Origin of the sequence: Puia sp. P3, from assembly GCF_050632245.1 — a bacterium.
GTDB lineage: Bacteria > Bacteroidota > Bacteroidia > Chitinophagales > Chitinophagaceae > Puia.
In genome coordinates this window covers 5,461,038-5,487,558 of record NZ_CP192583.1, presented here as the reverse complement: position 1 = coordinate 5,487,558, position 26,521 = coordinate 5,461,038, and the positions used below count along the sequence as shown (strand labels likewise).

General features: G+C 53.0%; 40 protein-coding genes, 1 other RNA gene and 1 pseudogene. 30 read left to right on the top strand and 12 right to left on the bottom strand.

Annotated elements, in window-relative coordinates; all coding sequences use genetic code 11:
• Nucleotides 1-26: 26 nt before the first annotated feature.
• Together ACQ86N_RS34525 and ACQ86N_RS34520 are read right to left on the bottom strand one after the other, a co-directional pair.
• Complete coding sequence (locus ACQ86N_RS34525) at nucleotides 27-1,103, bottom strand: MFS transporter (RefSeq protein WP_431211022.1); 1,077 nt, start codon at nucleotides 1,101-1,103, stop codon at nucleotides 27-29.
• Between the two features lie 202 nt (nucleotides 1,104-1,305).
• Nucleotides 1,306-1,551 carry an MFS transporter gene (locus tag ACQ86N_RS34520; protein WP_431211021.1) on the bottom strand — a complete coding sequence of 82 codons (246 nt, stop codon included), beginning with the start codon at nucleotides 1,549-1,551 and terminating at the stop codon, nucleotides 1,306-1,308.
• A gap of 76 nt (nucleotides 1,552-1,627) precedes the next feature.
• Here ACQ86N_RS34520 and ACQ86N_RS34515 point away from each other — a divergent pair, with 76 nt between their 5' ends.
• The 5 genes from ACQ86N_RS34515 to ACQ86N_RS34495 all read left to right on the top strand — a co-directional run bounded on the left by ACQ86N_RS34515 (nucleotide 1,628) and on the right by ACQ86N_RS34495 (nucleotide 5,048).
• A complete protein-coding gene (locus ACQ86N_RS34515; RefSeq protein WP_431211020.1) occupies nucleotides 1,628-1,837 on the top strand; it encodes a response regulator in 210 nt (69 codons plus the stop codon).
• A 59-nt stretch (nucleotides 1,838-1,896) separates the two neighbouring features.
• Nucleotides 1,897-2,997: a sigma-54 dependent transcriptional regulator gene (locus ACQ86N_RS34510; protein ID WP_431211019.1), complete on the top strand. Its 1,101-nt coding sequence runs from the start codon at nucleotides 1,897-1,899 to the stop codon at nucleotides 2,995-2,997.
• A 95-nt stretch (nucleotides 2,998-3,092) separates the two neighbouring features.
• On the top strand, nucleotides 3,093-3,659 hold the full coding sequence (locus tag ACQ86N_RS34505; protein ID WP_431211018.1) for a TetR/AcrR family transcriptional regulator: 567 nt from the start codon (nucleotides 3,093-3,095) through the stop codon (nucleotides 3,657-3,659).
• Between the two features lie 70 nt (nucleotides 3,660-3,729).
• Entirely contained in the window at nucleotides 3,730-4,770 is a 1,041-nt protein-coding gene (locus ACQ86N_RS34500; RefSeq protein WP_431211017.1) for an MFS transporter, read from the top strand.
• On the top strand, nucleotides 4,767-5,048 hold the full coding sequence (locus ACQ86N_RS34495) for a hypothetical protein (RefSeq protein ID WP_431211016.1): 282 nt from the start codon (nucleotides 4,767-4,769) through the stop codon (nucleotides 5,046-5,048). The genes ACQ86N_RS34500 and ACQ86N_RS34495 overlap by 4 nt, the downstream gene beginning before the upstream one ends.
• Here ACQ86N_RS34495 and ACQ86N_RS34490 read toward each other — a convergent pair.
• Both ACQ86N_RS34490 and ACQ86N_RS34485 read right to left on the bottom strand, forming a co-directional pair.
• Nucleotides 5,008-5,643 (bottom strand): hypothetical protein, encoded by a 636-nt coding sequence (locus tag ACQ86N_RS34490; RefSeq protein WP_431211015.1) that lies wholly within the window; start codon nucleotides 5,641-5,643, stop codon nucleotides 5,008-5,010. The genes ACQ86N_RS34495 and ACQ86N_RS34490 overlap by 41 nt on opposite strands.
• An 83-nt stretch (nucleotides 5,644-5,726) precedes the next feature.
• Nucleotides 5,727-6,497, bottom strand: coding sequence for an RHS repeat domain-containing protein (locus tag ACQ86N_RS34485; protein ID WP_431211014.1), 771 nt, complete (start codon nucleotides 6,495-6,497; stop codon nucleotides 5,727-5,729).
• 83 nt (nucleotides 6,498-6,580) lie between these two features.
• Here ACQ86N_RS34485 and ACQ86N_RS34480 point away from each other — a divergent pair, with 83 nt between their 5' ends.
• The 7 genes from ACQ86N_RS34480 (at nucleotide 6,581) to ACQ86N_RS34450 (ending at nucleotide 12,460) form a co-directional block, all read left to right on the top strand.
• Nucleotides 6,581-7,801 (top strand): DUF3667 domain-containing protein, encoded by a 1,221-nt coding sequence (locus ACQ86N_RS34480; protein WP_431211013.1) that lies wholly within the window; start codon nucleotides 6,581-6,583, stop codon nucleotides 7,799-7,801.
• Between the two features lie 88 nt (nucleotides 7,802-7,889).
• Nucleotides 7,890-8,603 carry a nucleoside triphosphate pyrophosphohydrolase gene (gene mazG, locus ACQ86N_RS34475; protein WP_431211012.1) on the top strand — a complete coding sequence of 238 codons (714 nt, stop codon included), beginning with the start codon at nucleotides 7,890-7,892 and terminating at the stop codon, nucleotides 8,601-8,603.
• A gap of 83 nt (nucleotides 8,604-8,686) precedes the next feature.
• Entirely contained in the window at nucleotides 8,687-9,463 is a 777-nt protein-coding gene (locus ACQ86N_RS34470; protein WP_431211011.1) for a hypothetical protein, read from the top strand.
• Entirely contained in the window at nucleotides 9,442-9,906 is a 465-nt protein-coding gene (locus tag ACQ86N_RS34465) for a hypothetical protein (protein ID WP_431211010.1), read from the top strand. Before ACQ86N_RS34470 ends, ACQ86N_RS34465 begins: the two co-directional genes overlap by 22 nt.
• Complete coding sequence (locus ACQ86N_RS34460; RefSeq protein ID WP_431211009.1) at nucleotides 9,891-11,234, top strand: hypothetical protein; 1,344 nt, start codon at nucleotides 9,891-9,893, stop codon at nucleotides 11,232-11,234. Before ACQ86N_RS34465 ends, ACQ86N_RS34460 begins: the two co-directional genes overlap by 16 nt.
• Before the next feature lie 308 nt (nucleotides 11,235-11,542).
• Nucleotides 11,543-11,737 (top strand): hypothetical protein, encoded by a 195-nt coding sequence (locus tag ACQ86N_RS34455; protein WP_431211008.1) that lies wholly within the window; start codon nucleotides 11,543-11,545, stop codon nucleotides 11,735-11,737.
• 69 nt (nucleotides 11,738-11,806) lie between these two features.
• Nucleotides 11,807-12,460 (top strand): sensor histidine kinase, encoded by a 654-nt coding sequence (locus ACQ86N_RS34450; protein ID WP_431211007.1) that lies wholly within the window; start codon nucleotides 11,807-11,809, stop codon nucleotides 12,458-12,460.
• A 68-nt stretch (nucleotides 12,461-12,528) separates the two neighbouring features.
• Here ACQ86N_RS34450 and ACQ86N_RS34445 read toward each other — a convergent pair whose 3' ends face one another.
• Nucleotides 12,529-13,389: a helix-turn-helix domain-containing protein gene (locus ACQ86N_RS34445; protein ID WP_431211006.1), complete on the bottom strand. Its 861-nt coding sequence runs from the start codon at nucleotides 13,387-13,389 to the stop codon at nucleotides 12,529-12,531.
• A gap of 81 nt (nucleotides 13,390-13,470) precedes the next feature.
• Between ACQ86N_RS34445 and ACQ86N_RS34440 the strand changes: the two genes are divergently transcribed.
• From ACQ86N_RS34440 to ACQ86N_RS34400, 9 genes are all read left to right on the top strand, one after another.
• Nucleotides 13,471-13,749 carry a hypothetical protein gene (locus tag ACQ86N_RS34440; RefSeq protein ID WP_431211005.1) on the top strand — a complete coding sequence of 93 codons (279 nt, stop codon included), beginning with the start codon at nucleotides 13,471-13,473 and terminating at the stop codon, nucleotides 13,747-13,749.
• Nucleotides 13,749-14,477 carry an MFS transporter gene (locus ACQ86N_RS34435; protein WP_431211004.1) on the top strand — a complete coding sequence of 243 codons (729 nt, stop codon included), beginning with the start codon at nucleotides 13,749-13,751 and terminating at the stop codon, nucleotides 14,475-14,477. Before ACQ86N_RS34440 ends, ACQ86N_RS34435 begins: the two co-directional genes overlap by 1 nt.
• Complete coding sequence (locus ACQ86N_RS34430) at nucleotides 14,450-14,953, top strand: hypothetical protein (protein ID WP_431211003.1); 504 nt, start codon at nucleotides 14,450-14,452, stop codon at nucleotides 14,951-14,953. The genes ACQ86N_RS34435 and ACQ86N_RS34430 overlap by 28 nt, the downstream gene beginning before the upstream one ends.
• A gap of 110 nt (nucleotides 14,954-15,063) precedes the next feature.
• The gene (locus ACQ86N_RS34425; RefSeq protein ID WP_431211002.1) at nucleotides 15,064-15,384 is read left to right on the top strand and encodes an ArsR/SmtB family transcription factor; all 321 of its coding nucleotides are present in this window, start codon (nucleotides 15,064-15,066) and stop codon (nucleotides 15,382-15,384) included.
• A gap of 1 nt (nucleotide 15,385) precedes the next feature.
• Nucleotides 15,386-15,613, top strand: coding sequence for an SRPBCC family protein (locus tag ACQ86N_RS34420; RefSeq protein WP_431211001.1), 228 nt, complete (start codon nucleotides 15,386-15,388; stop codon nucleotides 15,611-15,613).
• The gene (locus ACQ86N_RS34415; RefSeq protein WP_431211000.1) at nucleotides 15,589-15,852 is read left to right on the top strand and encodes an SRPBCC family protein; all 264 of its coding nucleotides are present in this window, start codon (nucleotides 15,589-15,591) and stop codon (nucleotides 15,850-15,852) included. The genes ACQ86N_RS34420 and ACQ86N_RS34415 overlap by 25 nt, the downstream gene beginning before the upstream one ends.
• 6 nt (nucleotides 15,853-15,858) lie before the next feature.
• A complete protein-coding gene (locus ACQ86N_RS34410) occupies nucleotides 15,859-16,119 on the top strand; it encodes a DoxX family protein (RefSeq protein ID WP_431210999.1) in 261 nt (86 codons plus the stop codon).
• Nucleotides 16,119-16,259 carry a hypothetical protein gene (locus ACQ86N_RS34405; protein WP_431210998.1) on the top strand — a complete coding sequence of 47 codons (141 nt, stop codon included), beginning with the start codon at nucleotides 16,119-16,121 and terminating at the stop codon, nucleotides 16,257-16,259. The genes ACQ86N_RS34410 and ACQ86N_RS34405 overlap by 1 nt, the downstream gene beginning before the upstream one ends.
• Nucleotides 16,260-16,269: 10 nt before the next feature.
• On the top strand, nucleotides 16,270-16,659 hold the full coding sequence (locus ACQ86N_RS34400; protein ID WP_431210997.1) for a DUF1801 domain-containing protein: 390 nt from the start codon (nucleotides 16,270-16,272) through the stop codon (nucleotides 16,657-16,659).
• 216 nt (nucleotides 16,660-16,875) lie between these two features.
• On the opposite strand, the gene ACQ86N_RS34395 is transcribed toward ACQ86N_RS34400, so the two are convergent.
• From ACQ86N_RS34395 to ACQ86N_RS34380, 4 genes are all read right to left on the bottom strand, one after another.
• Nucleotides 16,876-17,478: a PHP domain-containing protein gene (locus ACQ86N_RS34395; RefSeq protein ID WP_431210996.1), complete on the bottom strand. Its 603-nt coding sequence runs from the start codon at nucleotides 17,476-17,478 to the stop codon at nucleotides 16,876-16,878.
• Between the two features lie 325 nt (nucleotides 17,479-17,803).
• The gene (locus ACQ86N_RS34390; protein WP_431210995.1) at nucleotides 17,804-18,067 is read right to left on the bottom strand and encodes a hypothetical protein; all 264 of its coding nucleotides are present in this window, start codon (nucleotides 18,065-18,067) and stop codon (nucleotides 17,804-17,806) included.
• 109 nt (nucleotides 18,068-18,176) lie between these two features.
• A complete protein-coding gene (locus tag ACQ86N_RS34385) occupies nucleotides 18,177-18,308 on the bottom strand; it encodes a hypothetical protein (protein ID WP_431210994.1) in 132 nt (43 codons plus the stop codon).
• Between the two features lie 41 nt (nucleotides 18,309-18,349).
• Nucleotides 18,350-18,517, bottom strand: a complete 168-nt coding sequence (locus ACQ86N_RS34380; RefSeq protein ID WP_431210993.1) for a helix-hairpin-helix domain-containing protein — start codon at nucleotides 18,515-18,517, stop codon at nucleotides 18,350-18,352.
• A 595-nt stretch (nucleotides 18,518-19,112) separates the two neighbouring features.
• Here ACQ86N_RS34380 and ACQ86N_RS34375 point away from each other — a divergent pair.
• Nucleotides 19,113-19,361, top strand: coding sequence for a hypothetical protein (locus ACQ86N_RS34375; protein ID WP_431218022.1), 249 nt, complete (start codon nucleotides 19,113-19,115; stop codon nucleotides 19,359-19,361).
• A 79-nt stretch (nucleotides 19,362-19,440) separates the two neighbouring features.
• Here the strand turns inward: ACQ86N_RS34375 and rpmA are convergent, their stop codons facing one another.
• Together rpmA and rplU are read right to left on the bottom strand one after the other, a co-directional pair.
• Nucleotides 19,441-19,698 (bottom strand): 50S ribosomal protein L27, encoded by a 258-nt coding sequence (gene rpmA, locus ACQ86N_RS34370; RefSeq protein ID WP_431210992.1) that lies wholly within the window; start codon nucleotides 19,696-19,698, stop codon nucleotides 19,441-19,443.
• Between the two features lie 50 nt (nucleotides 19,699-19,748).
• Nucleotides 19,749-20,051, bottom strand: coding sequence for a 50S ribosomal protein L21 (gene rplU, locus ACQ86N_RS34365; protein WP_431210991.1), 303 nt, complete (start codon nucleotides 20,049-20,051; stop codon nucleotides 19,749-19,751).
• A 69-nt stretch (nucleotides 20,052-20,120) separates the two neighbouring features.
• Here rplU and ACQ86N_RS34360 point away from each other — a divergent pair, with 69 nt between their 5' ends.
• The 7 genes and pseudogenes from ACQ86N_RS34360 (at nucleotide 20,121) to ssrA (ending at nucleotide 25,385) form a co-directional block, all read left to right on the top strand.
• A complete protein-coding gene (locus ACQ86N_RS34360; RefSeq protein WP_431210990.1) occupies nucleotides 20,121-20,444 on the top strand; it encodes a hypothetical protein in 324 nt (107 codons plus the stop codon).
• A gap of 189 nt (nucleotides 20,445-20,633) precedes the next feature.
• Nucleotides 20,634-21,377, top strand: a complete 744-nt coding sequence (locus ACQ86N_RS34355) for a GH3 family domain-containing protein (RefSeq protein ID WP_431210989.1) — start codon at nucleotides 20,634-20,636, stop codon at nucleotides 21,375-21,377.
• Nucleotides 21,374-21,532: a hypothetical protein gene (locus ACQ86N_RS34350; RefSeq protein ID WP_431210988.1), complete on the top strand. Its 159-nt coding sequence runs from the start codon at nucleotides 21,374-21,376 to the stop codon at nucleotides 21,530-21,532. Before ACQ86N_RS34355 ends, ACQ86N_RS34350 begins: the two co-directional genes overlap by 4 nt.
• A complete protein-coding gene (locus tag ACQ86N_RS34345) occupies nucleotides 21,522-22,127 on the top strand; it encodes a hypothetical protein (RefSeq protein WP_431217709.1) in 606 nt (201 codons plus the stop codon). The genes ACQ86N_RS34350 and ACQ86N_RS34345 overlap by 11 nt, the downstream gene beginning before the upstream one ends.
• A gap of 45 nt (nucleotides 22,128-22,172) precedes the next feature.
• Nucleotides 22,173-23,343, top strand: a pseudogene (locus ACQ86N_RS34340) (1-deoxy-D-xylulose-5-phosphate reductoisomerase).
• A gap of 229 nt (nucleotides 23,344-23,572) precedes the next feature.
• On the top strand, nucleotides 23,573-24,943 hold the full coding sequence (gene rseP / locus ACQ86N_RS34335) for an RIP metalloprotease RseP (RefSeq protein ID WP_431210987.1): 1,371 nt from the start codon (nucleotides 23,573-23,575) through the stop codon (nucleotides 24,941-24,943).
• Between the two features lie 69 nt (nucleotides 24,944-25,012).
• Nucleotides 25,013-25,385, top strand: a transfer-messenger RNA (tmRNA) gene (gene ssrA / locus ACQ86N_RS34330).
• 125 nt (nucleotides 25,386-25,510) lie between these two features.
• Here the strand turns inward: ssrA and ACQ86N_RS34325 are convergent.
• Nucleotides 25,511-25,834, bottom strand: coding sequence for a hypothetical protein (locus ACQ86N_RS34325; RefSeq protein ID WP_431210986.1), 324 nt, complete (start codon nucleotides 25,832-25,834; stop codon nucleotides 25,511-25,513).
• Nucleotides 25,835-26,200: 366 nt separating this feature from the next.
• Here ACQ86N_RS34325 and ACQ86N_RS34320 point away from each other — a divergent pair, with 366 nt between their 5' ends.
• A complete protein-coding gene (locus ACQ86N_RS34320) occupies nucleotides 26,201-26,494 on the top strand; it encodes a polyhydroxyalkanoic acid system family protein (protein ID WP_431210985.1) in 294 nt (97 codons plus the stop codon).
• The last annotated feature ends 27 nt before the right edge of the window (nucleotides 26,495-26,521 follow it).

The following is a 26,521-nucleotide window of genomic DNA, read 5'->3' as shown; positions in this document are numbered from 1 at the left end:
TTTATAAAATGTTGGGGAATGAAAGGTTATTTGGGTCGCTGACGGCGGATGAAGAGGAGGGCCATAAGGGAGCCGAGGAAGGCGAGTGCGGCGGCGCAGCGCGTGATCCTGCCATAAGTTTCGATAAAGCTTTCGCGGTAGGCCTGTCTGGCTGTGGCGGCGGAGGTGGCGTCGAGGCTGGCGGGCGGTGCGGCGTTGCCGAGGTTGGCAGATTGTTTAATGATCGCGGGGCGGTCGGGGAAATTTTGCGGAAGGTGTTTTTGGATGGAGGTGGAGAAGAAGACGACGGCGAGTGCGCCGAAGACGGCGTTGGCGAATACGTTGGCGATGCGGCTGACGGCGTTGTTGATGCCCGAGGCGGTGCCGGAGAATTCGTCGGATACGGATCGCATGACGGTGGTGGTGAGTGGTGCGACGGTGAAGGCCATGCCGGCGCCGAAGAGGAAGATGCCGGGGAGGAAGCTGGTCATATAGTCCGGGGCGCCTTTTGTCTGTTTGACGAAGGAAAGGATCAGGAGGCCGGCGCCGGCGGCGGCGGGGCCGAGGATCAGGAGCCGGCGGGGGCCGAATTTGTCGGCGAGGGTCCCGGCGGGGCGGGCGATGGTGATCATCAGGACGGTAAAGGGCAGGAACGTAAGACCGGATTGCAGTTGTGTATAGCCTCGGGCCTGGATCATGTTGAGCGAGAGGAAGAGCATGCCTGTGCCGAGGCCGGCGTAGAGGAAGAGGGTGAGGAGGTTGGCGCCGGAGAAATTGCTGTTGGCGAACAGGGCGAGCGGCATCATGGGGGAGGCGCTTTTCTTTTCGATGACGATGAAGAGGATCAGAAGCAGGAGGCCTGCGAAGAGAGTGAACCAGACCTGCCAGTTGCCAAAACCGAGTGCGGGCATGCGGAGGAAGCCGAAGGTGAGGCAGGCGAGGCCGAGGGCGATGGTGATGACGCCGGGGAAGTCGATGGGGGCGGCGGTGGTGTCGCTGCGGCTTTCGGAGACTTTGTTGCGGAGGATGACGAGGGCGGCCAGTCCGATGGGGAGGTTGATGAAAAAAATATAGCGCCAAAGTCCGGCGTCTGCCAGTGCGCCGCCGAGTATGGGGCCGCCCATGGTAACGACGGTAGTGATCGCTGACCGGTGCCGATGGCCTTGCCCCGCTGGTTGGGTTCGATGGAAGAGGAGAGGAGGGAGAGGCTGCCGGGGATCATCAGTGCGCCGCCGGTGCCCCGGATCATGCGGAAGGCGATGAGGTAGCCGACGGTTGGCGCGAGTCCGCAGGCAGCAGAGCCGAGGATGAATACGAGAATCCCGATCATAAAGATCTTTTGCGTCCGAGGCGGTCGCCGAGTGAGCCGCCGACGAGGATCAGGGCCGCGAGTATAAGGAGGTAGGCGTTGAGGATCCAGAACAGGTCGGGGCCGGATGCGCCGAGGTCTTTTTGGAGTGAGGGCAGGACGACGTTGAGGGCGGTGGAATCGATGAAGGCCATGGCGGAGGCCATGATGGTCGAAGCCATTACCCATCTGCCGGCCGGGCTTCCGAGCGATACTGTTGGCATAAAGAAAAGGTTGGTCAAAGGTAGGGAAATGGGACGAAGGGGGTGGGGGTGAAAAAAATGATCTATTTTGTGGTACATGCAACAATCGATCCTTATAGTGGAAGACGAGCTGGTGGTCGCCGGCGATATCCGGCTGACGCTGGAGCGGGCAGGCTATGCCGTTGCCGGTGTGGCGCGGTCTTATCAATCGGCGATGGAGATCATTACGGCCAGGCCACCGGATCTGGTGGTGCTGGATATTTTTCTGAAGGGAGAGCTGACGGGGATCGACCTGGCGGGGAGCTGAACAAGCGGGATATACCTTTCGTCTATCTTTCGGCAAACTGTAATACGGGTGTTCTGGAGATGGCGAAGGTGACGCAGCCTTCGGGTTTTATCGTGAAGCCGTTCAGGGAAAGGGATCTGCTGGTGACGCTGGATATCGCGCGGTACCGGCATGATCTGAAGAAACAAATGAAGGGGGCCGATGCGGTGAGGGAAGACGGGAAAGTGAGGGAGGGGATCATCGGCAACAGCCCGGAGATGCTTCGGGTATTCGAGTTAGTGAAGGAGGTTGGGCCGATGGATACCTCGGTGCTGGTATTGGGGGAAAGCGGGACCGGCAAGGAAGGGATCGCCAATTGTATCCATGAACTCTCGGGTCGCAGAAAGAATCCGTTGATCAAGCTGAACTGCGCGGCGCTGCCGCCCAATCTGGTGGAGTCGGAGTTGTTCGGCCATGAGAAGGGGGCGTTTACGGGAGCTTATGACAAGAGGATCGGGAAGTTCGAGCAGGCCAGCGGGGGTACGCTGTTCCTGGATGAGATAGGGGAGATGCAGCCGTCGCTGCAGGTGAAGCTGCTGAGGGTGTTGCAGGAAAAGGAGATCGAACGCATCGGGGGAAGGGAAACGATAAAGGTGGATGTCCGGATCATCGCCGCTACGAATGTCAACCTCGAGAAGGCTATCGCGGAGGGTAAGTTCAGGCTCGACCTCTATTACCGGCTGAATGTTTTTCCGGTGATCCTGCCGCCGCTGAGGGAGAGGAAGGACGACATTCCTTTGCTGGTCAATCATTTTATAAAGATGTATGCGAAGAAGGCGAACCGGCCGACGGAGGGTATTGCGGGTGAGGCGCTGGCGAGGCTGATGGATTATTCCTGGCCGGGGAATGTGCGGGAGTTGCAGAATCTGATCGAGCGGAGTGTGCTGATGAGCAACGAGACGATATTGAGGAACCTGTCGTTCATCGGCGTCCCGGCGCCCGAGGTGAGGAGGCAGGAGACGGGCGGCGGGCAGGTGAAGACGATCGCGGAGATGGAGCGGGAGCATATATTGTCGGTGCTGAGGACCTGTAAGGGGAGGATCTCGGGGGCCGGGGGAGCGGCGGAGTTGTTGAACCTGCCTGCTTCGACGTTGAAATCTAAGATGAAGAAACTGGGGATAGAAAAGATTTATAAGGGTTAGTGTTTAGGGGAGCGGGAAAGAGGAAAAAATATTTTATAAATGAATGAATATTCACTTATCTTTGAAATGTTATGAGGGTCAGGGATGAAAACAAGGTGGAAGCGATTCTGCAGCAGGCGTTGAAGATGGTTGTGGAGGAGGGTTTTGACGGTTTGAGCATGCAGAAGCTGGCTAAGGCGGCGGGGGTATCTCCGGCGACGATCTATATCTATTTTAAGGATCGGGATGATCTTTTGTTGCAGCTGTATCAGCTGGAGGTAGACAAGTACTTTGACTATGTGCTGGACGGGTTCGATCCGGAGTGGAATTTTGCGACGGGTTTGTCGGTGCAGTGGAAGCGGAGGGCGCAGTATATAATCGACAATCCGGACAAGGCGCATTTTATGGAGCATTTTTCTTTTACGCCGCTGAATGAAAAGGCCGTGGTGACGCACCGGTCGCGGTTTGTGGATGTGATGCACCGGTTCATTACGAGGGCGATCGAGAATAGGGAGTTGGTCAAGATGCCGCTGGAGGTATATTGGTCGGTGGCTTTTGCCCCGTTGTACAATCTGGTGAAGTGGCATAAGGCGGGGAAAAATATGGCGGGGCAGAAGTTCGTATTGACGGATGAGATGCTGGAGCAGACGCTCGCGCTGGTGCTGAAGGCGCTAAGGCCGTAGGCAGGAGATTGGTGATTAGACGTTTTTTTGGGTTTATAAAATAAATGAATGTTCATTTAAAGTTTAAACTATGAATAAGGATATGATAAAAGAAAGGGTGTTTAGCAGGTATCAGGTGTTTGTGATCCTGATCGTCTCGCTGTTGCAGTTCACGGTCATACTGGATTTTATCGTGATGGCACCGCTGGGGGCGCAGCTGATCCGGATATTGAAGATCACGCCTTCGCAGTTCGGATGGGTGGTGTCGGCCTACGCGTTTAGTGCGGGGATCGCGGGGATACTGGCGGCGGGGTTTGCGGACCGGTTTGACAGGAAGAAGATGCTATTGTTCTTTTATGCGGGGTTTGTCGGCGGGACCCTTCTTTGCGGGATAGCGCCGGGGTATCATTTTCTGCTGGCGGCGAGGGTGGTTACCGGGCTGTTCGGGGGTGTGCTGTTCTCGATAAATATGGCTATAGTTGCCGATCTGTTCCCGCTGGAGAAGAGGGGGCGGGTGATGGGGTTTGTGCAGATGGCCTTTGCCGTTAGCCAGGTGGCAGGGATACCGATGGGGTTGTTCCTGGCGGGAAAGTATGGGTGGCATATGCCTTTTCTGATGATTGCGGGGTTCGGGATACCTGTGGGTGTTGTGATATTTCAGTGGATGAAGCCGATCGATATGCATTTGAAGGAAAGGGCGGCGCAGCGGCCGTTGGTACACCTGATGAATACGGCCAGCCAGATGCGGTATGTGAGGGCTTTTGTGGCGACGGCGTTGTTGTCGACGGGTGGTTTTTTAATGATGCCTTATTCGAGCGCTTTCCTTGTACATAATGTGGGGGTTGATGAGAAAGTATTGCCGATCGTCTTTGTGGTTGCGGGTTTTGTGGGGCTTTTTACGGGGCCGCTCATCGGGAAATTCAGCGACCGGATCGGGAAGTTCAGGATGTTTGTTGCGGGCAGTGTGCTGGCCTCGCTGCTGGTACCTATAATGACGCATCTTTCGATAACGCCGTTGTGGGAGGTACTCATTCTGAACACGGCGATGTATACGGCGGTATTCTCGCGAATGATACCGAGTCAGGCGATGATATCGGGCGTGCCGGATGCGAAGGACAGGGGGCGTTCATGAGCATCAATTCGTCGGTACAGCAGCTGGGTGGGGGGATCGCGTCGGTCATCGGCGGTTGGATCATCGGTCAGAATGCGGAGGGGCTGCTGGTCCACTATGATATTCTGGGGTGGGTGACGATTGGGGCGTTTTTCGTGTGTGCGGTGTTGATGTATGGGGTGAATAGTTATATCATGTCGAAGACCGCTGAAGCGGAATCGCGGAAGGGACGGGGCCCGGAGACCAGGGTGGGCCCCGCTATTTCGAGAGAAAGCCGAAGTCGACTACGCGGCGGATGAATTGTTTGTCGCGGATGACCCATGTGTATTCGGCGCCCCCGTTGTCTATATTGAGCATATAGATATAGAACGTGTGTTTGTCGTTTGACAGATAGACGCCGTTACGGGAGCGGGTGGCTCCGTTCTCATTAAAGCTGAATTTGGGTTCGTAGAGATCATTATAGGCGGTGGCCGGAATGGACACGGTATCTTTACCGACCAGGACGGTCACCGATTCTATTATAGTATGGGGCTGTTCGCCGTAGACGCCGCCGTAGTAGGGTTTGCCGTCGATCTTTACCAGGTGTTTTTCGGTGAACTGCAGCTTGTGCTTAGTAGGCATGAAGAAGCTGGTTTTTATGACGACCTGGATATTATCGTTGCCGTATTTCATGGTGTTCTGGCTATAGTCCAGAACGGGGACGGTCTGCAGCTGCGCTTTCCCGATGCTCTCGTCGATGCCGGCCAGAGCGAAGGAGGCGACGTCGCCGCGAATGATCTGGTCGTTGATCTTGGCGAAGTTATCTTTTTTGCTGCGAAAGTCGGGGTAGTCGAGGTCCTGGGCCATCAGCGAGCCTCCGGCCAAAAAAAGGAGGATGATAGTGATGATTCGCATACTCTTTTGTTATTTAAAGCTGTATTGATATTCGATCTTTCCCAGCAGTTCTTTCTGGCGGCTGAAGCAGGATTCTTTTATTTTCAGGCCTTTTTCGTTGTATTCATAGTACCATTTGAGGTAGTCGTTGCTGCCGTCGGGGACGACGAGCATGGAGGATAGTTTCCCGTCGTTGCCGTATTCGAACACATTGTCGGGGAGGAGTCTTCCGGCCTTGAGGTTATAGCGGACGATGTCGGTGAGGCGGTTATCGGTGTCGTAGTAGTAATAGATGGTGGGCAGGGGGAGCCGTTGCGGGAGGCCCTTTCTTCGGCGGTGTTGCCTTTTTCGTCGGGGACAAAGCGGATATAGGTGGTGTCGGTACCGTTCTTTATCTTCAGCATGGACGACGGTTTGCCGGAGGCGTCGTAGGACCACAGGTGTTGTTCGACGATCTTAAAATGGTTGTCGGTCTCGATGGAGGTATTAGTAATTGATGCTATACGTCCCTGAGCGTCATACTGATACTCGGATACGCTGCGGTAGGTATCGCTGGTATCGGTGATCCGGAGGGTCTGACCCTGGGGGTTATAGGAGGCGATGATCCAGGATTCGGCGTTGCCGGTGGACTTTGTAAATGTGCTGATGCGGGCGCCGTCGGAGCTGACGTCCTGTTCGCCGGCGAAGCCCTCGGTGGGATTGCCGTCCTTTTCAAAGCTACTGAGCTTGACAGACTTAACCCGGTTGTCCCTGTACAGGCGCCAGCGGGCGTCGTTTTGTTGGGTACTTATGAGGTCTTTGTAGTAATATTGGGCAGAGCAAGTCTGGGTCAGTGCGATCAACAACAGGAGCGGTAATCCGAGATTTGTCTTCATGATATAAAGGAACGAAAAAATCAGTTTTTTAATACGTTGAAGCTGTAGGATTTAACTTATTTTAGGAAAAAAATTTACCCGCTGTGTCGCACTTAAAGGAAAGAAAGGAAAAGAACTGTCTGAACTGTAGCGCTGAGGTTGTTGGCCGTTATTGTCATGTCTGCGGTCAGGAGAACCTGGAACCGAAGGAGACTGTTTGGCACCTTATACAGCATTTTTTTAACGATATTACGCATTTTGACGGGAAGTTCTTCGAGACGGTGAAGTTTCTGATGTGGAAGCCGGGGTTTTTGTCGAAGCAGTATATGGCCGGCCGGCGGATGAGTTATCTGAACCCAATAAGGATGTATGTGTTTACTTCGGCGATCTTTTTTATTTTCCTTTTTTCGCTGAAGAAACCGGAGGATATGGTCGGATCGGGCGTGAAGCCGAAGAGTCTGGCTCAGCTGCAGATCAGGCAGGCCGACCTGGCGAAGGCGAAGGCTTCGAAGGACGATGATGACGACGACAATTCGGAGGCGCTGAGGAAGTTGAATATACAGATCGCGAAGATCCGGAAGGTTTATGGGGATAGCGCTAAGAGGACTTTTTCGAAGAGTGAGCTGGACGAGCTGACTTTGCAGGCCTATAATGACAGTCTGGTGGCTGCGGGGGTGTCGGCGGCGGACCGCGAGCGGATCGAAAAGTATGTGAAGGTGATACAGAACCCGGAAACAGGTACGAGTTTTTTGGGATTTAATTCCGGAGAATATAAGACGGTAGAAGAATATGATTCGGCCGAGCAGAAGTTGCCGGAGGACCTGCGGGATGGATGGCTCAAGAGGCGTATCACACACCGGCTGATCACCCTGAACGAGGAGTACCACGCAGACAGGGTCCGGTTCAGGGAGCATCTGATAGAGAATGTGATGCATTCTTTCCCGAAGATCCTGTTCGTCTCGCTGCCGATATTCGCGATGATCCTGAATATTCTCTATTTCAGGCACAAGCAGTATCTATACGTCGATCACGGTATTTTTTCCATCCATCTTTATTGCGGGACGTTTATCCTGCTGCTGGCAGCCATATTGCTGGGTCAGTTGAAGGGGGTAGTGGCCTGGGGGTGGCTGAAGACGATCGTTACCCTGCTGATCGTGGCGGTCGTCATCTATATGCTGATCTATCTGTACAAGGCGATGAGGGGGTTTTATCAGCAGCGGAGGGCAAAGACCTTCTTGAAATATTTCATCGTATGCAGCGTGGCGACCGTGATCAATATCTTTTTGTTTATGGTGTTTTTGGTTATTTCAGCGGTTTCAATCTGATAAATTATGAATAGTGTAGCTTTTGAACGATTGGTTAAGATCATGGATGAGTTGAGGGAGCAGTGTCCCCTGGGATAAGAAGCAGACGGTGCAGACGCTGAGGCCGCTGACGATCGAGGAGACCTATGAGCTGGCGGATGCGATAACGGGAGAGGACTGGCAGGGGATCAGGGAGGAGTTGGGGGATCTGATGCTGCACATCGTGTTTTATGCGCGTATCGGGCGGGAGCAGGGGAAGTTCACCCTCGACGAGGTGATCAACGGTATATGTGATAAGCTGATCTCCCGTCATCCGCATATCTATGGTACGACGGCCGGGCAGCCCGGGCTGGTTGAGGTAAAGGATGAGGAGGACGTGAAGCGCAACTGGGAGCAGCTGAAGCTGAAGGAGGGGAAGAAGTCGGTGCTTGGCGGGGTGCCGGTGTCGCTGCCGGCGACGGTGAAGGCGACGAGGCTGCAGGAGAAGGCGGGGAAGGTGGGGTTCGAGTGGGATGAGACGAGTCAGGTATGGGATAAGGTAAAGGAGGAGATGGAGGAGCTGCAGGAGGCGGTGGCGCTGGGTGACAAGGGGAAGATCGAGGAGGAGTTTGGCGATCTGACGTTCTCGCTGATCAATTACGCACGATTTTTGCATATAGACGCCGAGAATTCGCTGGAGAGGACGAACCGGAAATTTATCAGCCGATTTACAGCGATGGAGGATCGGGCGAGGGCTCTGGGCCGGTCGCTGGCGGATATGAGTCTGGCGGAGATGGATGAATTGTGGAATGACATAAAGAGCCAGGATGGCTCTCGTCCCTAGGACAATCATTAGCCGTATGCCGCGGAGACGCGTGTTTTTGCGGGATGCGGCTCCGCGGCATTTAAAAAGCAAACCAAAGAGGATTGAAGTCTTTTTTTATTGATATTTTTCGAAGGAATGTATATCTGCTCGTAGTTGCCTTCGTGCTGTTTCTTTGTGGCTATTTTCTCAATCTTTATTTCAATAGCAATGCTTCGGTGGCGGTCCTGCGGAATTCGATACAGAATTTTATGCGGGAGCGGGAGAAGGATTTTGACCGGGTGACTGCGGATACGGCGCTGGTGAACAGGCTGGCGGGGCGGCAGTATTCGGCGCAGGAGTTGGCGAAGGTCGTCGAGAAAAAATACGGTATTTTCCTTTATACTACGGATTCGACGGGGTCGCCGGATACGCTGCGGTTCTGGAACGACCAGCGGTCGCTGCCTACCCCTGCGTTGGTGAACAGTCCGGACGGGTCGAGTTTTATGCGGCTGAGTAACGGGCAGTACGAGGTGAAGCGGAGGACGCTGGCGGGAAATGGGGATACTTCTACTGTAGGAAAGGGGAGGCCGGTGGTGGCGATTGCGCTGATCCCGATCCGCTGGCAGTATTATATCGCCACTTCCAATCTGGTCCCGGAGTTTGTCGACAATTCGGCGGCGGAGGAGCGGGTGGAGATTGCGACGGTGGCAGGGGAGTTTCCGGTGCTCAATTCGCAGGGAACTACTTTATTTTACCTGAACAAGAAGGCCAACTATCATGCGTCGGCGCATAACTGGACGATACCTTTTAGTGTTCTGCTGGGTTTGCTGCTGATACTGGTCATCATCCACAATATTGCGCATACTATACGGGAGAAGTGGGGGGCGGCCTGGGGGTAGGGTTTTTGATAGCGATCATCCTTACGCTGCGGATCTGTGTGTATGCTTTTCCGGGGTGGCTGAATCTGCGGCAGTTCGAACTGTTCGACCCGACGATCTATAGCAGCAGTATGGTGTTGAGTTCGCTGGGCGACCTTGTGATCAATGCCTTTTTGTTTTTCTGGATCATTCTTTTCATCCGGCGGGAGTTGAGTGAGTATACGATTCCGCAGTCGATACATCCGTGGAAGAACTGGGTCTGGATCACGATCGGGCTTGCGCTACTGGTGGTGACGACGTTCGAGTTTGCGAATATCGTTCAGTCGCTGGTCACGGATGCGAAGATCTCTTTTAACGTTACGAACTTCTTCAGCCTGCTGACGAATTATAGTTTTATCGGCTTTTTGGCGCTGGCGGCGCTGGCGCTGGGGTATTTTTTCTTTCGCAGGTGCTGTTCCAGCTGATCGGGTATCTGATACGGGCGTTGTCGATCGTCCTGTATATTCTCATCGCGACGATGGGGTTGCTGCTGCTGACCTTTACCCAGAAAACGGAGACGGTGGAACTGGATATTTTTGTGCTGGTGTGGCTGCTGGCTTATGTGTGGCTGATGCAGCGGAGGATCTTTTTCGATCTGAGATTCAGATTGAATGTCTCGGAGGTGTTGTTCTGGCTGTTCATCTTTTCGACGTCTATTTCGGCAGTTATTTTGTTCGAGAACCGGAAGATCGAGGAGCAGAACCGGCAGGTGATGGCTGAGCGGCTGGCGGAGCAGGCCGATCCGACGAGCGAGAAGATGGTGAATATCGGATTTGGGTACATCGACAATGATTTTTTGTCGCTGAATTTCTCCCGATTCAAAGACCCGGTATCGAATCTGGCCGTGAAGGACAGTATGATCAACCGGAATTTCAGTGCGTATCAGAGTAAGTTCGATACCTATATCTATACTTTCGACGGGGATGAGAAGCCTTTGTTCAACGAGCGGCCGGTGTCGTATGACACCCTGAATACGATCTTTACACAGCAGGGGAAGAATACGAGTATTCCCGATCTGAAATATTTCGAGCAGTCGTTCGACAAGTACACGTATATCTACCGAAAGTCACTGCGAAATGATACGACCGGGAAGATGGCGGGGTATATGTTCATTCTTTCGGAGCCGAAGAATTATAAGGGCAATGATGCGCTGGTGCCAGAGCTGTTCAGGCAGAAGAGCGAGATCATGCCGGATTATTACGCGATCTATAGCAAGCGGGAGCTGGTGACGGACAACAGTGACTATCCCTTCTCGACGCATTTGAGCGAGGCGCAGATGCCGAAGACAGACTATGTGCATGTGCGAAAGGATGGGTTTGATGAGTTGTGGCACCGGGTGACGGACGACAACTATGTGGTCGTGGTGAAGCGGGACAATTCGTATATCGAGGATATTACGCTGTTTGCGTATCTATTCAGTGCGTTCCTGCTGCTGGTGGCGTTGTTCAGGGGAACGGCGCTGCTGATCTGGTCGAGGCTGCACTGGAGTCAGCTGAAGGCGTACTGGCAAATGAATATCCGGTCGCAGATACATTCGACGATCATATTTATCAGCCTGTTCTCCTTCGTGGTGATCGGCGTGGCAACCATTGTGTTCTTTATCAACCGGTACAACCGGAATAACCAGGACCGGCTGAGCAGGGCGATGCAGGTAATGGTGAGCGAGGTGCAAGAACAAGCTGTCGGAGGCGGGGGATATGGCGAGGGGGCAGGCTGTACAACCGCGGGTCGCGGAGTGATCTACAGAAACTGATCGAGCAGATTGCGGAGGTACACAGTACGGATGTCAATATTTATGATCTGGAGGGAATTTGCAGGTGTCGTCGCATCTATTCGTTTATAATAAGGGAATCCTGAGCAAGAAGATGCATCCGCTGGCGTATTACAATCTTCACCAGCTGAACACGATACAGTTTGCCAATATCGAGCAGGTGGGCGGAGTGCCGTATGTGAGCGTCTACCGGCCGTTGCGGGATGATTCAGGGAATGTATATGCCTATTTGAATATTCCTTCTTATACTACGCAAGACGAGTTGAAGGAGGAAATTTCAAACTTCCTCGGTGACGATCATCAATCTGAATGCGTTCATCTTCTTGATCGCGGGTACGATCGCGCTGGTGCTGACGAACAGGATCACGTCCTCCTTTCTTTTAATCTCCAAGAAGATGCAGGAGATCAATCTTGGTAAGACGAATGAAGAGATCGAGTGGAACCGGAATGACGAGATAGGGGGCACTGGTAAAGGAGTACAATAAGATGGTGAAGAAGCTGGAGGAGAGTGCGGCGGCGCTGGCGAAGAGCGAGCGCGAGGGCGCCGGCGGGAGATGGCGCGGCAGGTGGCGCATGAGATCAAGAATCCGCTGACGCCGATGAAGCTGAGTATTCAGTATTTGCAGAAGGCGATAGACAATAATTCACCGAATGTGAAGGAAATGGCGTCGAGTGTGGCCAAGACGCTGGTGGAGCAGATCGATCATTTGTCGAAGATAGCCTCGGACTTCTCGCAGTTTGCGAATATCGGGAACCCGAAGAAGGAGGTGTTCGATCTTCACGAGATGTTGTATTCGTTGGTTTCGTTGTATGAGACGACGGAAAATTTATTGTTCAAGTGGGTGCCGGTACACCAGCGAATAATGGTGTATGCGGATAAGACGCAGCTGAACCGGCTTTTTACTAATTTACTGCAGAATGCGCTGGAGGCCTGTGTGGGGAAGACGCGGAGGGTGATCAGTGTGAGTGAGGAAATCAGGCCGGAGACGATCGTCATCAAGGTGACGGACAATGGGGAGGGGGTGCCGCTGGAGATGAGGAATAAGATCTTTATGCCGAATTTTACGACGAAGTCGTCGGGGACGGGGCTTGGGTTGGCGATGTCGAAGACGATCGTGGAGCAGGCTAAGGGGAAGATATGGTTTGAGACGGTTGAAGGGGAGGGGACGACTTTCTTTGTTGAGCTGCCTATTTTGAGGGCGACATAGGTTGGCCTTTTTGGCTGCTGGCTGCTGGACCAATAGTGATGAAGCATTCGAATCCTTAGGCTGGGGTATTATTGAAGAGGGTTAGGGGGATTATGGTATAGGGGATGCGGATTTCCGGTAGCCGGTGAGGTTGAGGCGGCGGTGTTTTTGAAGAATTTGTTGAGGTGGGATTCGTCGGTGAACCCGAATTCTGTTGCGATCTCGTTGACGCGCATATCGCTGAATTTGAGGCGGTGTTCGATGAGGCGGATGCGGTAGTTGGCGATATAGTGGAGGATGGTTTCGCCGCACTGGTTCTTGAAGTAGCTGCCCAGGTAGGTGTGGGAGAGTCCGAATGTTTTGGCGATGGCGGTGGATCTTAGTTTTTCGGGGGATGAGATATTGAGCTGGATGTAGTTGATGATGGCGAGTATACGCTGGTCGGCATTGGCTTTGAGGTTGGCGGGTCTGATCATGGCGATGTTGCGGGCGGCGATGACGATGAGCGAGTTGACGAAGTGTCTGGTGAGGTCTTCGTTGTAGAGGCCGCTGTGGTTCATTTCGTGGAGCATGGCGCCGACGATGGAGCGGACGAGGGTCTCGTCGGATTTGCAGCGGAGGATGCAGCCGGAGAGGTGGGTGGCGTGGTATAGGAGGACTTCCATATGGTCGAGGCTTTTCCACTGGAATTCTTTTATATAAGATTTGTTGAAGCGAATGAGGAGAAATTCTGACGGGGTGCGGGGCTCGAAGGAGTGGGAGTCGTTGGGGGTGAGGAGCATGAGGTTGCCGGTGTCGTAGGGAATTCGGTTGCCGTTGATGCGCAGACGTCCTTCGCCCGCGATGACATACGCCATTTGAAAGAAGGTAAGTTGTCCGTCGGCGGTTGTGCCGACGGCTATTTTCCTGTGTACGACCTCGACGGGGGTGTACAGTCTTTCTCTTGTCATGGTGTAAATTTACCTTTTTGTCATTGATTTGTACTGGATTTTTGGCGTATTTCCGGTTTAATTTTGCTAGTAAAAATAGCAATGAGAACGGTTTTATCTGACAAAAGAATGGTCGCGCCTGCGGCCGGAAGGAAATCGGTCGCGCTTGCGGCGGCCTGTCTGTCTTCCCTGATGTTTGGTTTGGAGATCTCGAGTGTGCCGGTGATACTGCCGACGCTGGAGAATGTGCTGCGCGGCAATTTTCGGGATATGCAGTGGATCATGAATGCGTATACGATCGCCTGTACGACTGTGCTGATGGCTGCGGGGACGCTGGCCGACCGGTATGGGCGGCGGCGTCTTTTATTATTACGGTGGTGATGTTTGGGCTGGGGTCGCTGGTCTGCGGGCTGGCGAAGAGTGTGGGTGTGCTGATCGTCAGCCGGCTGTTGCAGGGTGTGAGCGGGGGTGCGATGCTGATCTGTCAGGTGGCGGTGCTTTCGCAGTTGTTTCGGGAGGGGAGAGAGCGGAGCAGGGCTTTTGGGTGGTGGGGGATAGTGTTTGGCGTTGGATTGGGTTTTGGGCCGGTCATCGGGGGTGTGATCGTTGCGGTGTCGAGTTGGGAGTGGGTGTTTCTGGTGCATGTGGTGTTGTCGGCGGTTACGCTGGTCCTGATATTTACCGGGGTGGAGGAGTCGGGTGATCCTGCGGCGCAGCGGCTGGATGTATGGGGGATGGTAAGTCTGTCGGTGGCGGTGTTTGGTTTTACCTGGTGGATCACGCAGGGTCCTAGTGGGTGGTCTGTGGCTGCGCTGGTGATGGCGGTGGTGAGTCTGGTTGTTTTTGTCGTCGTGGAGAAGGGGCTTGCGCATCCGATGTTCGACTTTTCGGTGTTTCGTATCCGTGAGTTTGGGGGTGCGATTTTGGGATCGATGGGCATGAATTTCAGTTTTTGGCCTTTTATGATCTATCTGCCGATCTATTTTCAGATGGGGTTGGGTTATGGGACGGTGGGGGCGGGGTTATCGCTGTTAGCGTATACTCTGCCGACGCTGGTGGTAGCGCCGGTGGGGAGCGGCTGGTGCTGCGGTGGCGGCCTGGTGTGGTGATCCCGCTGGGGTTATTGACGATCGGTGTTGGATTTGTTCTTATGCGGTGGGGTGTTTCGGGCGGAGGCTGGCTTACGATGTTGCCGGGTGAGTTGATAGCGGGTATTGGGCTCGGGCTTACGAATACGCCGGTAACGAATACGACGACGGGGGTTGTTTCTGAGGCGAGGGCGGGGATGGCGAGTGGGATTGATATGAGTGCGAGGCTGATCACGCTGGCGGTGAATATTGCATTGATGGGAGTGATTTTGGTGGACGGGGTTTTTTCTTATTTATCGCGGGTGATGGGGGGTGATGAGGCCGGGTTGCGGCGGCTGGCGGAGGAGATTGCGGCGGGGCATGTGGTTGGGGGGAAGTGTGAAGGGGAATGTGACCGGGGGTGTGATGGAGAATGTGGGGGTGACGGGGGGATGTGGCGCGGGCGGCGCTGGTGCATGGTTTTGAGGGGGTTTTGTTGTATGGGGGAGTTGGGGTGATTGCGTTGGCTATTTCCAGCTGGTTGGTGATGAATAGGGGCGGTGGGGTCGAAAAATAAATTTGCGTAGTTGAATGGCTACACATATATTTGTAGTCAAATAGCTACACAATGAATTTGAGAAGAGACGTATTTCAGGCGATAGCGGACCCGACGAGGCGGGCGATACTTTTGTTGGTGGCGTCGCAGGCGATGTCGGCGGGGGCGATCGCGTCGAATTTTGACACGGCGCGGCCGACGGTGTCGAAGCATCTGGCGATACTCACGGAGTGTGAGTTGTTGAGTCAGGAGCAGAACGGGAGGGAAATCTATTATCACATCAATGCGACGAAAATGAGGGAGGTAGCGGATTTTATCGAGCCGTTCCGGAAGATGTGGGACGAGCGGTTCAACAAGATCGAGGCCATTATGAAAAAATATAAAACCAAATAATATGGAACAGAAAACGAAGATCGCTGCCGAAGACGGCAAGCATGACCTGGTGATCACGAGGGAGTTTGAACTGCCTTTGGATCTGCTTTTCAGGGCGTATATCGATCCCGAGGTTATCGGGGAGTGGATGACTTCCAAAGTGGTGAAGCTGGAGAACAAGAAGGGGGTAGTTATCAGCTGGAGAAGAAGGATGACAAGGGGAATGTGGTGTTTGCGGCTGGCGGGGTGATCCATGAGTTCATTCCGGAGAGGAAGATCATCCGGACGTTTGAGATGGCGAATGCGCCGGCGGGGGTTCAGCTGGAGGTCTATCAGTTCGAGGGGTTGACGGACGACAGGAGCAAGCTGACGATGCATGTTATTTATGAGTCGGTGGCGCAGCGGGACCAGGTGATGGGGTGGGGTTTCGCGCCGGGGATCAATATGGCGCATGATCGGATTGAGAAAGTCATGTCAACGGTAAAATAGTTTGTTATGAAAAGAAGTAAGGTCATTTATTGGATTGCTACGCTCTGGCTTTCGCTGGGGATGGTGGCTACCGGGCTGGTGCAGCTGCTGCGGCTTCCGCAGGAGGGGCAGGTGTCGCCGCCGGGGACTTATGGCATTGTGCATCTCGGGATGCCGGTGTATATTTTGGGTTTGATCGGGGTATGGAAGATGCTGGGGGTGGCTGCGGTGTTGGCGCCGGGGTTGGCGCTGGTGAAGGAGTGGGCGTATGCGGGGTTTTCTTTTTGATGTCGGGGGCGGTAGTTGCGCATGTTGCGGTGGGGGATGGGTTGAAGGAGGTGTGGCCGTCGGTACTTCTGATAGTGCTGTTGGTGGTGTCGTGGGTTTTCAGGCCGGCGGGTCGTCGGGTAGTTCTGGCTAACCAGTAAAATTTCTGTTATGAATCCAAAAGTTGATGCGTTTTTCGAGCGGGCTACGAGATGGAAGAAGGAGATAGAGCTGCTTCGGTCGGTGGTGCTTGGGTGTGGGTTGAATGAGGAGTTGAAGTGGGGGAAGCCGTGTTATACGTGGGAGGGGAAGAATATTGTGGTGATCCGGGCTTTTAAAGATTATTGTGCGCTATTGTTTGTGAAGGGCTATCTGGTGAGTGATCCGGGTGGGATTTTGGTGAAGACGGGGCCGAACACGAGGGTGGGGAGGCAGGCGAGGTTTGTGGATGTGAGGGAGATTGTGAGAGTGAGGAGGAAGTTGAAAGCTTGTGTTTTGGCGGCGGTTGCCGTTGAGCGGCGTGTGGTGGAGGGTGGAAGGGGGAAGAAGGGGGTGAAGTAATCGGCGTCGGCTGGAGAGTAGCGAAGAGTGGTCGGTCCCGGGTGAGTAGTGGGCGCCGGGCCGGGGTTAAATGGTCAATGGGGAATTTGGTGTTGGAGGGGCCGGATCGGGTGGAGTGAGGGTCTGTGATTTGATCCTGCTGCTGGCCCAATTAAATGCCTCGGGCTGCTTTTCTTTCCTTTAGGTAGTTTTTGAATTGTTCGAGACTGTAGCTGCTCAGGTTTTGGGCTGGTGTGAGGCCGGCTTTTGTGCGGCGAGGGTGCCGTAGCGGATGTCTTTGTAGCCGTCGATGGAGTGGGCGTCGGGGTCGATAGAGATGAGGGCTCCGCGGTCGAGGGCATAGCTGATCCAGCGCCAGTCGATGTCGAGGCGGCGGGGGTGGGCGTTGAGTTCGATGGCGACTTTGTTCTTTATGCAGGTGTCGATAACTGTCCGATGATCGACGGGGTAACCGGGGCGGCTCAGGAGGAGGCGGCCGGTCATGTGGCCGAGTATGGTGGTGTAGGGGTTTTCGAGGGCTCTGAGTAGGCGGCTCATTGCTTTTTCCCCGGTCATTTTCAGGTTGGAGTGGATGGAAGTGATGACGAGGTCGAAGGTGGCGAGGATGTCCTCGGTGTAGTCGAGGGCGCCGTCGTTGAGGATGTCGCACTCGATGCTTTTGAAGATGGTGAACGGCGCGAGTTTTTGTTGAGTTCGTCGATCAGGGCGTGTTGTTCGCGGATGCGGTCTTCTTTGAGGCCGTTGGCATAGAAGAGCGCTTTTGCTGTGGTCGCTGATGACGAGGTATTCGAAGCCTTTTTGGATGCAGGCGGCGGCCATTTCTTCGAGGCTGTTGGAGCCGTCGGACCGGTGCTGTGGGAGTGGATAATGGACTTGATGTCGGAGGGTTGGATGATGGAGGCTGGCGCGGGAGTGGTTGCTTTTTCGAGGATGGATCGTTGTTCACGGAGGAACGGGGGGATATAATTGATACCCGCGGCGGAGAAGAGGGCTTCTTCGTTGGGGCATGATGCGGATGGTGTATTGGGGAATTTTTCGCGCCAGGCTTCGAGGAATTCTCCGCTGCAGCTGTTTTTCGAAGAGGGTGATTGTATAGTTATCGGGTGTGGTGTGGAGGAATTGGACGAGGATGCCTTCGGCGGATTTATAGTTTTTTATCGGGGGGTGGCGTCGGATTGGGTTGGGGCGTCGGATTGAGGGTGAAGCCTTCTTTTTCGACGAAGGTGGACGTCGCAGTTGGGTCGGCGGTAGTGACGAATAAAAGTCGGTCGATCGTTTCGAGTTGGCGGAGGAAATCGCCGGCGACCGAGAGTTGATCCGAGGGGAAAGTGTCGCGCAGGCGTTGCTGAAGGGTTTGGGTGTAGGATTCCAGCTCTGCGTACAAATGGTGATCGCTGTTGCGGAGCATGAATTCGATGGCTTCGCGAACGTTGTTCTGGGTTTTTCGCCGAAGCCTTTATACAGCAGCAGCCGATTCTCCTGACAGGCGTAGAGGAGTTCGCCGATAGATTCGATCTCTATTTCTTTCCAGATGGTCGAGATCTTTTTGGCCCGAGGCCTTTGATGCGGAGCATGTCGATGACGCCCGTGGGGGTTTTGTGGATATATTCATTGAGCAGGCGGAGCTGGCCGGTTTCGAGGATCTCCATGATCTTTTTGCCGGTGGCGTCGCCGATGCCTTTGATGGTGGTTATTTTCTCGAGGGGAGGTCGCGGACGGGTTGGGGAAGTTTTTCGAGGGTGAACGCTGCTACGGAATAAGTTTTGGTCTTGAAGGAGTTTTCGCCGTGGATGTCCATGAGTTTGGAGAGGAGGCTGAACTGGTCGGCGATGAAATCATTGGAGATGGAGGTTGTCATGGGACTAAGTTACGGGATTTGTAGGTTCCCGAACGGCAGTGAAGGCAGGGGGAGTGAGTTGGTGGTGTGAAGGGATTGTGTGGGATGGTTCACGGGGAGTGGATGTTTGGGGAGAAGATGGTTCACGGGGGGCGGATGTGTGGATGATTGTGATGTGAGTGGTGTGGGGGTGGTGTGATTGTGGGATTGGTTCACGGGTGGAGGCGTTAGTTGGGTGTAGAATCGGGACACGGTTGGTGAGAATGGGTGTGGGATCCGTTCAGGGTGGGGGTAGTAGGTGAGGGGGGTGGTTCCACTGGGGGAGCCTGGGTGGGAGAGGAGTGGGTCGTGTTGTGGTGGATGGTTGGTGTTATCGTATGGGGAAGGTAGTGTTTTGGGTCGTTGGTGCTTCGAAATGGAGATGATTGATCGGATAGTTTGGGATAGGGAGAGGTGAGGTAGTGCTGGAGCTGGGAGAGCGGGAGATGGGAGAGCGAGAATGGAAGTCGGGAGTTGGGTCAGGAGATGAGGAGGTTGTTACAAGGGGCGGGAAACTGAGGCTGGGAGCGGGATTGGGGGAGATGAGGCTTGAAAGCGCTGGGTGAGTAGAGAGAGGGTGACGGGGAAAAAGAAAAGTCCCGAATTGCTTCGGGACTTTGATATTGTTCTGCAGAAAGAAAGTTATTTCTTCTTTGCAGCTTTCTTAGCGGCTTTCTTTTTAGGAGCAGCTTTCTTTTTAGGAGCTGCTTTTTTCTTAGCGGCTTTTTTTGCAGTTGCCATTTTTTTAGAATTTAAATTGGTTAGTAAAACAATTTACACTCATAAAAATAGAAACTTCTTTGGAAGTTCCAAAAAATTTTCTTGAAAAATTCCAAAAATTTTATTAAGCCTATATATTGAACGAGTCGGTACGATAGGGTAACCGATGTTTTTGAACTAAGCTCCTACCGGAACGGGGTTGACGCTGACGAAGGTCTTGTCGTTTTTCCTTTCCTGAATTCTACGGTGCCGTCGGTGAGTGCGAAGAGTGTGTAGTCTCTACCAACACCGATATTTTTTCCGGGATGATATTGAGTACCGCGCTGGCGAACGATGATGTTGCCTGCGACAGCGGGCTGACCACCGTAGATCTTTACTCCAAGGCGCTTGCTTTGCGAGTCGCGGCCGTTCTTTACACTACCTTCACCTTTCTTGTGTGCCATGGTTTATAAGTTTGATAGTTTGTTATTACTTGATCGATCGATGGTCGCGACTATGCGATATCGCTGATCTTAATTTTTGTGTAGTGAGTACGATGTCCGTGTTTCTTGCGGAAGCCTTTCCTTCTTTTCATTTTGAAGGCAATGACTTTGTCGCCCTGGACGTGACCAACGATCTCAGCTTTGATAACAGTCTTCACGTCTTTTCCGACGGAAAGCGAACCGTCACCGGCAGCCAGGAGTACGTCACCAAATTCAACTTTGTCACCGGCGTTGCCCGCGATACGGGGAACGTACAAAGTCTGGTCTTTTTGGACCTTAAACTGCTGGCCGGCTATTTTCACAACTGCTAACATAACATTTGATATTAGGGCTGCAAAGGTAAGGGGATTTGAACAAATAAAGAAGGGGTTGTTGCGGGTTTTTTGGAGGAGGGGGATAAAATTAGGGGGAATTCTTTGGATCAGGGTGGGCTTAGGACCGTTGTTGTGGGGGGAGGGGTGATTTGGAGGGTGAAGTTCGGGCGTTGGGGGAGAAAGGCGGTGAAATTGAAGTTTGGGAGGTTTTTGGAGGTGGTTATGGGTGATTTTGAGGAAGTTGGAAGTGGGGGACTCGTCGGGGAAAGACTGGAAGGCCCCGGGGAGGAGGATTATGGGGAAGGAGCTGGAATTTGGGAAGAAGCGGGACGAGGAATTGGGATGGGTCGGCGGAAGCGGGGAAGGGGGAACCGGGAAGAGGGGTTGGAGTAAGCCGGGGAAAGGGGGAAACGGTGAAAAAGGGATGGGATGAGGCGGAGGGGAAAGAGGGAAAAAGTTTGGGGGCGGGGCGGGGAAAAAGGGGGGAGAGACCGGTGAAAAAGGGGTTGGGGAAAGTGGGGTGCGGGTTAAGGGCTTTTTATTGTCTATTGCTATTTTTCTTGTAGGTTTGCCCGCATGAATATGAAGATCAAATCATTCCTTGCCAGGCCTTTTGCATCCTATGTGTACAAGACCGTCCAGAAGGGGATGACAACGGCAGTGGCAGATCAGGAGGCTATATTAAAGGAGTTGTTGCGGGTGGGTAGCCAGACCGTCTTTGGGACTGAACATAAATTGGGAGATGTAAAGACATATGAGGAGTTCAAACAGGCGGTGCCGGTCAGAGACTATGAACAGTTCGCTTCCTATATCAATCTTGTAAAAGAGGGCAGACATAATATATTATGGAAGGGCCTTCCGATCTACTTTGCCAAGACATCCGGCACGACCAGCGGGGTCAAGTATATCCCCATCTCGAAGGATTCTATATCCAACCATATTAATACGGCCCGCAACGCCCTGTTGTGCTATATGGCGTCCACGGGTAATTCAGCCTTTTCGGACGGGAAGCTGATCTTTTTGTCCGGCTCGCCGGAACTGGAGCGGGTTGGGGGAATTCCTACGGGACGCCTGAGCGGCATCGTCAATCACCACGTGCCGGGTTATCTGCGGACGAACCAGCTGCCGTCCTACGAAACGAACTGTATCGAAGACTGGGAAACGAAGCTGGATAAGATCGTCGGGGAGACGGTGGACCAGGATATGCGGCTGATCAGCGGCATTCCGCCGTGGGTGCAGATGTATTTCGACCGGCTGACGGAAATAAAGAAGAAGCCGGTGAAGGATATTTTCCCGAATTTTTCGGTGCTCGTGCATGGGGGGTGAATTTCGAGCCGTATAAGCACAGGCTTTTTGAGAGTATTGGCAAGAAGATAGATACCATCGAGACCTTCCCGGCGTCTGAGGGGTTCTTTGCTTTTCAGGATACGCGGGAGGAGGAGGGGCTGCTGCTGAACACCAACAAGTGGTATTTTCTTTGAGTTCATACCGGCCGGCGAGATCGGAAAGGCCGAGCCTCAGCGGCTGTCGCTGAAAGACGTTAAACCAGGGGAGAACTACGCGCTGGTGGTGAGCACCAATGCGGGTTTGTGGGGTTATAGTATCGGAGACATGGTCCGGTTTGTCTCCGTGAATCCGTACCGGCTGGTAGTAACGGGAAGGACCAAACACTTTATCTCCGCGTTTGGCGAGCACGTGATCGGTGAAGAAGTGGAGTACAGCCTGATGAAGGCGGCGGAAGAGGAGGGGCTCCAAATTACAGAATTTACGGTGGCGCCGATGATCCAGCAGGACAAGGGCAAGTCCTATCACGAATGGTTCGTCGAATTTGGGAATAAGCCGGCCGATCTGGATGAATTTGCCGTGCGGGTGGACAATAATCTGCGCATAAAAAACATTTATTACGACGACCTGATCACCGGTAATATTCTGCAGCCGCTGAAGATACGTTCGGTGAAGAAGAATGGTTTCATCGACTACATGAAGTCGGTAGGGAAGCTGGGGGGGCAGAATAAGGTGCCCCGGCTTAGTAATGACCGGAAACTGGTGACGGAGCTCGAGAAATTTGTTGAATAGGGGACCGGTATTGGGCCGGGTCCATAATATTGAAATATCTGCATCATGATGTCTAATGGGTTAGTTAAGAAACGCATTGCGTTGTTTGGGTCTACCGGCAGCATTGGCCGGCAGGCGTTGGAGGTGATCGATGCCAACCCTTCTGTGTTCAGTGTGGAGGTGCTGACGGCGCAGACGAATGACGAGTTGCTGGTGAAGCAGGCGCTGCATTTTAAGCCGGACGTCGTGGTGATCGGGGATGATAAAAAGTATGCTATTGTGAAGGCGGCGCTGGCTGCCGAGCCGATAAAAGTTTTTGCGGGCGAGAAAGCGCTGGAAGAGGTGGCGGCGATGGACAATTACGACATGATGCTGGCGGCGATCGTGGGTTTTGCCGGTCTCAGGCCGACGCTGCGTGCGATCGAGAATGGAAAGGCGATCGCGCTGGCCAATAAGGAGACCCTGGTCGTGGCGGGGGATATCGTGATGAAGAAGGCGCTGGAGCACAAGGCGCCGATCATTCCGGTGGATTCGGAACATTCGGCCATTTTTCAGTGTTTGATAGGGGAGACGCGGAGTCGTATAGAAAAGGTCGTGCTGACCGCTTCGGGCGGGCCTTTTTGGGGAAGAAGCCGAATTTTCTGGTGAATGTAAAGCGGGATCATGCCCTTCAGCACCCTAACTGGAGTATGGGGGCCAAGATCACGATCGACTCGGCTACGCTGATGAACAAGGGTCTGGAGATGATCGAGGCCAAGTGGTTGTTTGGGCTGCAGCCGGACCAGGTGCAGACGGTGATACATCCGCAGAGCATCATCCACAGCATGATCATGTTCGAGGATGGGAGCATCAAGGCGCAGATGGGGTTGCCGGATATGAAGCTGCCGATACAGTATGCGCTGGGGTTTCCGAGGCGGCTGCCGAGCGCTTTCCCGAGGTATGATTTCAGGAAGCCGAATACGCTGACTTTTGAGGAGCCGGATGTGAAGACGTTCCGCAACCTGACGCTGGCGACGGAGGCGTTGCAAAAGGGGGGAGTCTTCCCTGTGTGTTGAATGCGGCGAATGAGATAGCGGTGTTCGCTTTTTTGCGGAATAGGATTGGGTTTTTGGATATGACGGATCTGGTGGAGAGGACGATGCAGGAGTTGCCGTTCATCGAGCGGCCGACGCTGGAAGAATATTTTGACAGCGATGGGGAGGCTCGTAATTTTGCCGCTTCGCTGATTAAATTATAGCCTTTGGGGGTAGAGGGTGGTGGTGTGGCGGCAGTTCACGCAGCTGGTGTGGTGTGGCCGCGGTTCACGGAACAATCAGGGTGAAGGGTTTGTTATAAGTGGTCAGCGGTTGAGGGGATTGGCCAAAAAGAGGGTATATTGGGAAAATTTTTTTGATTACAAGTCACCTTTGGGTGGGTTTTGCCTGGGGTTTGCCTTGGGAATCCGGGGTGAAGTCGAATAAACAAATATGACACTATTAGCTATCAAATGGGGTGCGGTGGGTATCCAGGTGCTCCAGTTCATTTTATCCTTCTCCATTCTCGTCGTACTCCATGAGTTGGGGCATTTTCTGCCTGCGCGGTGGTTCAAGTGCCGGGTGGAGAAGTTTTACCTGTTCTTCAACCCCTGGTTTTCGTTGTTCAAGAAGAAGATCGGGGAGACGGAATACGGGTTGGGCTGGATACCGTTTGGCGGCTATGTGAAGATCTCCGGGATGATCGACGAGAGTATGGACAAGGAGCAGATGCAGAAGCCGGCCGAGCCGTGGGAGTTCCGCAGCAAGCCGGCCTGGCAGCGGTTGATCATCATGCTGGGTGGTGTGACGGTGAATGTGCTGCTGGCGTTTGCAATCTTTATAATGATCATGTGGGTTTGGGGTGACAGCTATGTGCCGGTCTCGAATCTGAAATATGGCGTATGGGCGGATAGCCTGGGGAGAAAAATGGGGATGCAGGATGGTGACAATATCATTGCCGTCGAAGGCAAGCCCGTATTGCGGTCCGGAACGGTGGGATCGGAGATGATCATGAACGAGGCGAAGACGATCACGGTGGTTCGCAACGGACAGCGGATCGACCTGAAGGTTCCGGAGGGCACGATCAGGGATCTGAGCAAGAACAGGCTTGTGGGACTGGCGAGGCCGCGTTATCCGTTGATCGTGAGCGGGCCGGGGAAGAGCATGAAGGTGTTGAAGGGCGAGGCGCCGCAGAATGGGGATACGCTGATAGCATATGGCGGACATCCGATAGAGTTTGGTTCCGACTTTTTCAAATATCAGGCTGATCTGGCTTCGCTGAAGAATGCGAAAGAGGTGGAGGTGACTTTCAAGCGGGGTAAGGATACGATCCGTTCTACGCTGGCACAGACTGAAGATGAGGCGCTGGGTTTCTATTACAGAGGCATGGATTCCGTGCTGGGCGATGTCCACATCTCCTATACGCTGGCGCAGGCGATTCCGGCGGGTGTACATAAGAGTATCGAGACGCTTTCGAACTATATCCGCAACCTGAAGTTGCTGTTTACGTCGAAGGAGGTGAAGGTGCAGGACAATCTGGGGAGCGTGATCAGTATTGCGGGGGTGTTTCCGAAGGTATGGGACTGGGAAAGTTTTTGGACGCTGACGGGGATCTTTAGTATTCTGCTGGCGTTTATGAATGTGTTGCCGATACCGGCGCTGGATGGTGGGCATGCGTTGTTTACGCTGGTGGAGATGATCTCGGGGAGGAAGCCGAGTGATAAGTTTATTGAATACGCCCAGATGGCGGGGATGGTTTTGTTGTTTGGGGTGATGATTTATGCCCTGGGGTTGGATATATTCCATTTGACGGGGAGGAAATAGGGTGGCGGGGACCGAGGGGTTTGACGGGTGAGGATTTTTTTGTAATTTTGTGGTTGATATAAAATTTTTGGGGCTGCCCTGGTTTTGACAGCGTAGATCTTTGAAGGTGTAAGCATGTCGTGCGTTGGATAATTAGCACGTTAATCTGAATATTCAAACTTCAAATGGCAATACTCAGTATGCCATGGCTGCCTAATCAGTGATTAGATAGTCATTTGGGCCCCGCAGCAGGTTCGCCTGTTACCACGCTGCCGCGCCGACTCAAAACAAATACAGGATGCTGTGGCGGAAGGCTGTGCCCGTCACTTAAGACCATCCAGCTAAGGAAATGATCGGTTTGTCCGGTTCCTGTTGTTTCCCGACAAATAATAACGGAATAAACATGTAGAAAGCTTTTGGAGGATATGTTTGGACAGGGGTTCGACTCCCCTCAGCTCCACGAAAAAATTGGCCCTGCAATTCTTTGATTTGCAGGGCCTTATTGTTGACGCCTGAAGGGAAATCGAACTTTCTCAAATGTTGGGGTCTTCCTTATTGCGATATTGACATTCATGTTCAAACCAAATGTCAGTTGCATCTGAATGTCAATAAGGACAATCTGGTCATCTGGATCATTATCTTTTTATCGACCATAAATTTTCTAACGAGCGGATCGCCATTCAACACATTGAAGAGGTCCTTACCCATTGATGAAATGCCTACGGTACTCTCGACTTTTCCATTCGAGATTTCTAAATCGAAGGAGAAGTTGACATTCTTTCTATTATCGACCGCTTGTAGCTCTATTTTGCTAAAGGCGAGCTGCTGCTCTTCAGTCATGGCCTTTTTTAGCAAGATCCTCATAGCGGGTAAATACTTCGTCCAAAGCGCAACGGACTTCCCTTCAGTCATAAATATTCGCGATTTAAATTGTGATTGGGGCCTGTCTAAGAGGTTGAATAAGCAATGATACGCTATATGCAGCTGTAATAGGCTACTTTAACGCATAATTTGAAATAATAGTGTCTGGCTTCCGATGGACCCTCTTTCTTTTTGTACCATTCTCTACGGCTTCACGTAAAGACAAACATTAGCTAAAAAAATGCGACCTTCCCGTGAATTGGAATTGAAGGAGCAATACGAAGACTTGCTAAACAATTTCAAACATAATCGATTGTAGCAGGTAGTCGGAAAAGCCCAGGAGCCGGAGCGGACCTGGGTGATTGGAAAAAGGGGAATGGGCACCTTATTTGCAATGGTCAGCAAAGGGATGCAACTATGACAATTCAAATCGAGCATATATTATCCAAAGCGGAAGCCAGGAACCGGATCGAACAACTGATCGAACGGTACAAAACCGAATATAAAGCAGATCTGCAGGAACTGGTCGTCGACTGGGCCGGTGACAGGGCGCATATCCGGATGAAGGCGAAAGGATATGGCACGTCGGGCAATCTGGAGGTTAGGGACGGGTCAGTTGAGCTGGACTTTTATGTGCCCTTTATGCTACAGGTATTCAGTAAGAAGATCAAGTCTGCTATTTCCGATCAGATACAACAGAGTTTGGCCTAAAGAGGGAATACGGGCGAGATACGGTGG